General features: G+C 63.8%; 7 protein-coding genes, 1 tRNA gene and 1 pseudogene. All 9 read left to right on the top strand.

Annotated features, from left to right (window positions below):
* Nucleotides 1-126, top strand: a pseudogene (gene tuf, locus WAZ62_RS18575) (elongation factor Tu); the annotation flags it as partial.
* 28 nt (nt 127-154) lie between these two features.
* Nucleotides 155-230, top strand: a tRNA-Trp gene (locus tag WAZ62_RS18570).
* 142 nt (nt 231-372) lie between these two features.
* On the top strand, nt 373-570 hold the full coding sequence (gene secE, locus WAZ62_RS18565; RefSeq protein WP_422645024.1) for a preprotein translocase subunit SecE: 198 nt from the start codon (nt 373-375) through the stop codon (nt 568-570).
* 4 nt (nt 571-574) lie between these two features.
* A complete protein-coding gene (nusG, locus tag WAZ62_RS18560; RefSeq protein ID WP_422645023.1) occupies nt 575-1,105 on the top strand; it encodes a transcription termination/antitermination protein NusG in 531 nt (176 codons plus the stop codon).
* A gap of 151 nt (nt 1,106-1,256) precedes the next feature.
* Nucleotides 1,257-1,685, top strand: coding sequence for a 50S ribosomal protein L11 (rplK, locus tag WAZ62_RS18555; protein WP_422645022.1), 429 nt, complete (start codon nt 1,257-1,259; stop codon nt 1,683-1,685).
* A 4-nt stretch (nt 1,686-1,689) separates the two neighbouring features.
* Nucleotides 1,690-2,382, top strand: a complete 693-nt coding sequence (rplA, locus tag WAZ62_RS18550) for a 50S ribosomal protein L1 (RefSeq protein WP_422645021.1) — start codon at nt 1,690-1,692, stop codon at nt 2,380-2,382.
* 338 nt (nt 2,383-2,720) lie between these two features.
* Nucleotides 2,721-3,245, top strand: a complete 525-nt coding sequence (gene rplJ, locus WAZ62_RS18545; protein WP_422645020.1) for a 50S ribosomal protein L10 — start codon at nt 2,721-2,723, stop codon at nt 3,243-3,245.
* Nucleotides 3,246-3,290: 45 nt separating this feature from the next.
* A complete protein-coding gene (gene rplL, locus WAZ62_RS18540) occupies nt 3,291-3,665 on the top strand; it encodes a 50S ribosomal protein L7/L12 (protein WP_422645019.1) in 375 nt (124 codons plus the stop codon).
* A gap of 155 nt (nt 3,666-3,820) precedes the next feature.
* A complete protein-coding gene (gene rpoB / locus WAZ62_RS18535) occupies nt 3,821-7,936 on the top strand; it encodes a DNA-directed RNA polymerase subunit beta (RefSeq protein ID WP_422645018.1) in 4,116 nt (1,371 codons plus the stop codon).
* Nucleotides 7,937-8,021: the final 85 nt, after the last annotated feature.

The following is an 8,021-nucleotide window of genomic DNA, read 5'->3' as shown; positions in this document are numbered from 1 at the left end:
GGTGACAATGTCGCGATGTCGGTCGAGCTGATCGCTCCGATCGCCATGGACGACGGTCTTCGTTTCGCGATCCGCGAAGGCGGCCGCACCGTCGGTGCCGGCGTCGTCGCATCGATCGAGAAGTAAGGTTTGAAGGATACCTGGCCGGGTCCTTAGGAGTGTAGCTCAATTGGTAGAGCACCGGTCTCCAAAACCGGGGGCTGGGGGTTCGAGCCCCTCCACTCCTGCCATCCTTCGCGGGTGAGCATCCGGGCGGGTTGTCAGATCGAAGGGCAAAGGGCCGGACGCGGGCAACCGCATCCCGGCCCTAGGCTCGTTGGAAATCGGGGCTCCGGTATCGGGGTTCCTGAACGCAAGGGTGAGTGACAGGGCATGAGCAAGTCGAGTCCGATCGAATTTGCCCGGCAGGTGCGCCAGGAAGTCTCCAGGGTCACTTGGCCGTCGCGCAAGGAGACCGGTATCACGACGCTGTTCGTGTTTGTCATGGTTGTGGTTGCCTCTATATTTTTCCTTGCAGTGGATATCGGCCTTTCCAAGCTGGTCGAACTGATCCTCGGCTTCGGAGCGTAAGGTCATGGCAGCGCGCTGGTACATCGTTCACGCCTATTCGGGCTTCGAGAAGAAGGTCGCGGGCTCGATCCGCGAGCAGGCCGAGCAGCACGGTATGCAGGATCAGATCCAGGAAGTCCTGGTGCCGACCGAGGAAGTGGTCGAGATCCGCCGCGGCCAGAAGGTGAACGCCGAACGCAAGTTCTATCCCGGCTATGTGCTGGTGAAGATGGAAATGAGCGATCAGGGTTATCACCTGATCAAGAATACCGCCAAGGTCACGGGTTTCCTTGGTCCCGCCGGCAAGCCGACGCCGATTTCCGAGCGTGAGGCGCAGCATATCCTGCACCAGGTGCAGGAAGGCATCGAGCGGCCCAAGAGCACGATCACCTACGAGATCGGCGAACAGGTTCGGGTGGCGGACGGCCCCTTCACCTCGTTCAACGGCGTGGTGGAAGATGTCGACCACGAGCGTTCGCGCCTCAAGGTCGCGGTTTCGATTTTCGGCCGGGCGACCCCGGTCGAACTGGAATTCGCTCAGGTCGAGAAGATCTGAGGGAAAAGGCGAGGGGCTACCGCGTTTCCCTTGAGGAGGCGCGGCGGTCGGTGCGGGAGGCCATCCTGGGGAGACCACCAGGGGCCGTACCCACAACCTCCCGGATCAACCGGCCGCTTCCCGCTTTCGGGATACGGCCAGGAGGGATGTCATGGCAAAGAAGATTGACGGTTACATCAAGTTGCAGGTGAAGGCTGGCGCCGCCAACCCGTCCCCGCCGATCGGCCCCGCGCTGGGCCAGCGCGGCGTGAACATCATGGGGTTCTGCAAGCAGTTCAACGCGGAAACGGCGAACCTCGAGAAGGGGATTCCGATCCCGGTGGTGATCACTGTCTATTCGGACAAGTCGTTCACCTTCGTGACCAAGACCCCGCCGGTGACCTTCTACCTGAAGAAGGCCGCCAACCTGAACAAGGGTTCGACGACCCCGGGTCGGGGCACGGTCGGTTCGGTTTCGATGGATCAGATCCGCGAAATCGCCGCGATCAAGATCAAGGACTCGAATTCCAACGACGTCGAGGCCGTTGCCCGCCAGATCGCCGGCTCCGCCCGGTCGATGGGCCTTGCGGTGAAGGAGTAATCCCATGGCTATCGCAAAGCGTCTGCGCAAGGCCGCCGAAGGCATCGATCCGGCGAAGAGCTATCCGCTGACCGACGCGGTGAAGATGATCCGCGAGCGCGCCACGGCGAAGTTCGACGAGACCATCGAGGTCGCGCTGAATCTCGGCGTCGATCCGCGTCACGCCGACCAGATGGTTCGCGGCGTCGTCACCCTGCCGAACGGCACGGGCAAGACCGTCCGCGTCGCCGTCTTCGCCAAGGGCGAGAAGGCCGAGCTGGCCAAGGCCGCCGGCGCCGACATCGTCGGTGCCGATGACCTCGCCGCCGAAGTCCAGGCCGGCAACATCAACTTCGACCGCTGCATCGCGACGCCGGACATGATGGTCGTCGTCGGCAAGCTCGGCAAGGTGCTCGGCCCGCGCGGCCTGATGCCGAACCCGAAGCTGGGCACGGTGACCGGTGACGTCGCCGGCGCCGTCAAGGCGGCCAAGGGCGGTCAGGTGGAATTCCGTGTCGAGAAGGCCGGCGTCCTGCAGGCCGGTGTCGGCAAGGCCAGCTTCTCGCCGGAAGCCCTCGAGCAGAACATCAAGGCTTTCGTCGACGCGGTGTCGCGCGCAAAGCCGACGGGCGCCAAGGGTACCTACCTGAAGAAGGTGGCGGTGTCCTCGACCATGGGCCCGGGCATCAAGGTCGAAGTTTCGTCGGTTGTCGGCTGACGTTTCTTCGATCTTCTGAAGAATTGGGAGTCTCCCGGCCGAAGGGCCGGGGGATTTTCAGGGTTTCCCGCTTCCGCGAGGGGGTGGGAAGAGGCGATCCGGCAACGGAGCGCCACCCTGTCCGAGACTGCTGGTGTGTCACGGGTTCCTGCCCGCGGCACTTAAAATCCGCCAGCATAGACGGGAGTAGTCCGAATTCGGACCTGGGGCCGTACCTCAGGGCTGGGATTGGGTCTTTCTCGGGACAGGTGTCACGGATCGCGGGGATTTCTCCGTGATTCTGGCAGAAACAGCCCGGCGGGGCATGGTGTGTCGCCGGGTAACTCGGGAGTAACAAGGTGGACAGAGCCGCAAAGAAGGAGCTGGTCGCGACCCTCTCGGAGGTCTTCAACGAGACTTCCCTGGTGGTTGTCGGTCACTACAGCGGGCTGAAGGTCTCGGAGATCACCGATCTTCGTCGCCAGATGCGCGCTGCGGGTGCCAGCTTCAAGGTTTCCAAGAACCGGCTCACCAAGCTTGCTCTCCAGGGCACGAAGTTCGAAGGCATCGCGGACCTGCTGAAAGGCCCGACCGCGATCGCCTATTCGACCGATCCCGTCGCCGCGGCGAAGGTCGCGGTCGAATACGCCAAGAAGAACGACAAGTTCGTTCTGAAGGGCGGGGTCATGGGCGGTCAGCAGCTGGACGTCGAGGGTGTCAAGGCCCTCGCGACGCTGCCGTCGCTCGACGAACTTCGCGGCAGGCTCCTTGGCATGATCCAGACGCCCGCGTCGCGGATCGCATCGGTGCTGCAGGCGCCGGGCGGTCAGCTCGCCAGGGTTCTGTCGGCTTATGCCAAAAAGGACGAAGAGCAGGCGGCGTGAGCCACCACATCAACCCAATCCAGTTGACTACAAGGACGTATCAAAATGGCTGATCTGGCCCGTATCGTTGAAGAACTCTCGGCCCTCACCGTCATCGAGGCCGCCGAGCTGTCGAAGCTCCTCGAAGAGAAGTGGGGCGTCTCCGCCGCCGCTCCGGTGGCCGTTGCCGCCGCCGGCCCGGCCGCTGCCGCCGCCCCGGTCGAAGAGCAGACCGAGTTCACCGTCATCCTGCAGGAAGCCGGCGACAAGAAGATCAACGTGATCAAGGAAGTCCGCGCCATCACCGGTCTTGGCCTCAAGGAAGCCAAGGATCTGGTCGAAGGCGCGCCGAAGGAAATCAAGGCCGGCGTCTCCAAGGACGAAGCCGAGAAGATCAAGGCCCAGGTCGAGTCGGCCGGTGCCAAGGTCGTCGTTAAGTAATTTAACGACTTCGGAAGTTGCCGGGGGCGGGTTCGCCTGCCCCCGGTTTCCCCCTCCGACGAGGGGCCGGCCCGGATGGGCGATGAAGGGGCAGAGGCTGCGCGCCGCCCCCCATCAAGCCAGAAGCGCAGTAGAGACGTTGTCGCGAGGGTCCCATGGCGATTTCCTTCACCGGCCGCAAGCGGGTCCGTAAGTCCTTCGGGCGTATTCCCGAAGTGACGACCATGCCGAATCTGATCGAAGTTCAGAAGTCGAGCTACGACCAGTTCCTGCAGATCGACGTGAGCGCCGAGAAGCGCACCGACACGGGCATCCAGGGGGTGTTCAAGTCGGTCTTCCCGATCAAGGACTTTTCCGAGAACGCCCATCTCGAGTTCGTGAAATATGAATTCGAGCACCCGAAGTACGACGTCGAGGAATGCCAGCAGCGCGGCATGACCTTCGCCGCCCCGCTGAAGGTCACGCTCCGCCTGATCGTCTTCGAAACCGACGAGGATACCGGCGCCAAGTCCGTGCTCGATATCAAGGAGCAGGACGTCTACATGGGCGACATGCCCCTGATGACGGCCAATGGCACCTTCGTCGTCAATGGCACCGAGCGCGTCATCGTCTCGCAGATGCACCGCAGCCCGGGCGTCTTCTTCGACCATGACCGCGGCAAGACCCATTCGAGCGGCAAGTATCTCTTCGCCGCCCGCGTCATTCCCTATCGCGGTTCGTGGCTCGATTTCGAGTTCGACGCGAAGGATCTGGTGCATGTCCGCATCGATCGCCGCCGCAAGCTGCCGGCGACGACGCTGATGTTCGCCCTCGGCATGACCGCCGAGGAGATCCTGAACCATTTCTACCGCTCGATCGTGTTCCGCCGCTCGGGTTCCCTCGGCCAGGGCCAGTGGCGCACCCCGTTCGAGCCGGAGCGTCTGCGCGGCGTGAAGCCGCTCGTCGACCTGATCGACGCCAAGACCGGCGCGGTCGTCGTCGCGGCGGGCACCAAGGTGACCCCGCGCATGGCGAAGAAGCTGCGCGAGGAAGGCGTCGAGGAGCTGTTCGTGTCCTCGTCCGATCTCGTCGGGCGCTATGCGTCCTATGACATGATCAACGAGGAAACCGGCGAGATCCTGATCGAGGCCGGCGAGGAACTGACCGAAGCGGCCGTCAAGCTGCTCGAGGAATCGGGCGTCGAGGAATTCCATGCCCTCGACATCGACCATGTCTCGGTCGGCCCCTATATCCGCAACACCATGATGGCGGACAAGAGCCAGTCCTACGAGCAGGCGCTGATCGAAATCTATCGCGTCATGCGCCCGGGCGAGCCGCCGACCCTCGACACCGCGTCGTCGCTGTTCCTCGGCCTGCTGTTCGACGAGGAGCGTTACGACCTCTCGGCCGTCGGCCGGGTGAAGATGAACTCGCGCCTCAGCCTCGAGACGCCGGATACCCAGCGCACCCTGCGCAAGGAAGATATCCTCGCGGTCATCAAGACCCTGGTCGAGCTGAAGGACGGCCGCGGCGAGATCGACGACATCGATCACCTCGGCAACCGTCGTGTCCGCTCGGTCGGCGAGCTGATGGAGAACCAGTATCGTATCGGCCTTCTCCGCATGGAGCGGGCGATCCGCGAGCGCATGTCCTCGGTCGAGATCGAGACCGTGATGCCGCACGACCTGATCAACGCGAAGCCCGCCGCCGCAGCGGTTCGCGAATTCTTCGGCTCGTCGCAGCTCTCGCAGTTCATGGATCAGACCAATCCCTTGTCGGAAATCACCCACAAGCGCCGCCTCTCGGCGCTTGGCCCGGGCGGTCTGACCCGCGAGCGCGCCGGCTTCGAGGTGCGCGACGTGCATCCGACGCATTACGGCCGTATCTGCCCGATCGAGACGCCGGAAGGCCCGAATATCGGTCTGATCAACTCGCTGGCGACCTATGCCCGCGTGAACCAGTATGGTTTCATCGAGACGCCGTACCGCAAGGTGATCGACCACAAGGTGACCAACGAGGTCGTCTATCTGTCGGCGATGGAAGAGGGCAAATACACGATCGCCCAGGCCAACGCCGAACTGGACGAGGAAGGCCGCTTCACCGCCGATCTCGTGTCCTGCCGCGAGGCGGGCGAGTTCGAGATGCGTCTGCCCTCCGCGATCCAGCTGATGGACGTCTCGCCCAAGCAGCTGGTGTCGGTCGCCGCCGCGCTCATTCCCTTCCTCGAGAATGACGACGCGAACCGCGCCCTCATGGGCTCGAACATGCAGCGCCAGGCCGTGCCGCTGATCAAGGCGGAAGCGCCGCTGGTCGGCACCGGCATGGAAGCGACGGTGGCCCGCGATTCCGGCGTGACCCAGGTCGCCCGGCGTTCCGGCGTCGTCGACCAGATCGACGGCACTCGTATCGTGGTGCGGGCCTCCGAGGAGACGGATCCGGCCGCCGCGGGCGTCGACATCTATCGCCTGCTGAAGTTCCAACGCTCGAACCAGAACACCTGCATCACCCAGCGTCCGCTGGTGAAGGTGGGCGATCTCGTCAACAAGGGCGACATCATCGCCGATGGTCCGTCGACCGAGCTGGGCGAGCTCGCGCTCGGCCGCAACGTGCTCGTCGCCTTCATGCCGTGGAATGGCTACAACTTCGAAGATTCGATCCTGATCTCGGAACGGATCGTGTCGGAAGACGTCTTCACCTCGATCCACATCGAGGAATTCGAAGTGATGGCCCGCGACACCAAGCTCGGGCCCGAGGAAATCACCCGCGACATTCCGAACATCGGTGAAGAAGGCCTGAAGAACCTCGACGAGGCGGGCATCGTCTACATCGGCGCCGAAGTGAAGCCGGGCGACATCCTGGTCGGCAAGGTGACGCCGAAGGGCGAAAGCCCGATGACCCCGGAAGAGAAGCTGCTGCGCGCCATCTTCGGCGAGAAGGCCTCGGACGTCCGCGACACCTCGCTGCGTCTGCCGCCGGGCGTCGCCGGCACGGTGGTCGAGGTCCGCGTCTTCAACCGTCACGGCGTCGACAAGGACGAACGCGCCCTGGCGATCGAGCGCGAGCAGATCGAGACCCTGGCCAAGGACCGCGACGACGAACTCGCGATCCTGGAGCGTAACGTCTATGGCCGTCTCAAGGTCCTGCTGCTGGGCAAGACCGTGGCGTCGGGTCCCAAGGGGATGCGGTCCGGCCTGACCGTCGACGAAGCGGGCCTGTCCGAACTGACCAAGGGTCAGTGGTGGCAGGTCGCGATCAAGGGCGACGAGCAGACCAACCTCGATATCGAGGCGCTGAAGAAGCACTTCGACGAAGCCAAGGACCGTCTGCAGAAGCGTTTCGAGGACAAGGTCGAGAAGCTGCAGCGCGGCGACGAGATGCAGCCGGGCGTGATGAAGATGGTCAAGGTCTTCGTCGCGGTGAAGCGCAAGCTGCAGCCGGGCGACAAGATGGCCGGCCGTCACGGGAACAAGGGCGTCATCTCGCGGATCATGCCGCGCGAGGACATGCCCTATCTCGAGGATGGCACCAATGTCGACATCGTGCTGAACCCCCTCGGCGTGCCTTCGCGCATGAACGTCGGGCAGATCCTGGAAACCCACCTTGGCTGGGCCACGGCCGGTCTCGGCCGCCAGATCGGCGAAGTGGCGGACAAGATCCGTCGCGGCAACGCGGCAGCGATCACCCTCCGCGAGAAGCTGCAGACCATCTATTCGGCGACCGAATACGCCGAGAAGATCGAGCCTCTCGAGGACAGCCAGCTGCTGGAGATGGCGGACAATCTGCGCCGCGGCGTGCCGATCGCGACCCCGGTGTTCGACGGCGCCCAGCCGTCCGACATCGAGGACTACCTGAAGATGGCGGGCTTCGCCTCCTCGGGTCAGAGCACGCTGATCGACGGCCGGACCGGCGAGACCTTCGACCGCAAGGTCACGGTCGGTTACATCTACATGCTGAAGCTGCATCACCTGGTGGACGACAAGATCCACGCCCGGTCGATCGGCCCCTACAGCCTCGTCACCCAGCAGCCGCTGGGCGGCAAGGCCCAGTTCGGTGGCCAGCGCTTCGGCGAAATGGAAGTGTGGGCGCTCCAGGCTTATGGCGCCGCCTACACGCTGCAGGAAATGCTGACCGTGAAGTCGGACGACGTCGCGGGCCGCACCAAGGTTTATGAGGCGATCGTGCGCGGCGAGGACAATTTCGAGGCCGGTATTCCCGAGTCCTTCAACGTCCTCGTCATGGAAATGCGGTCTCTCGGCCTCAACGTCGACATGGGCGGCAAGGGCAGCGCGTAAGCGCGGTGTCCTTGCCGATGCCTGAATTGTCGACCATGATTTTCCGCAACCGAGCGGCGTCGGGTATGCCCGCGCCGCATGAGGG

It is taken from the genome of Zavarzinia sp. (assembly GCF_049306435.1).
In the GTDB taxonomy this organism is placed as follows: Bacteria; Pseudomonadota; Alphaproteobacteria; order Zavarziniales; family Zavarziniaceae; genus Zavarzinia.
This window is presented reverse-complemented; position numbering and strand designations above follow the sequence as displayed.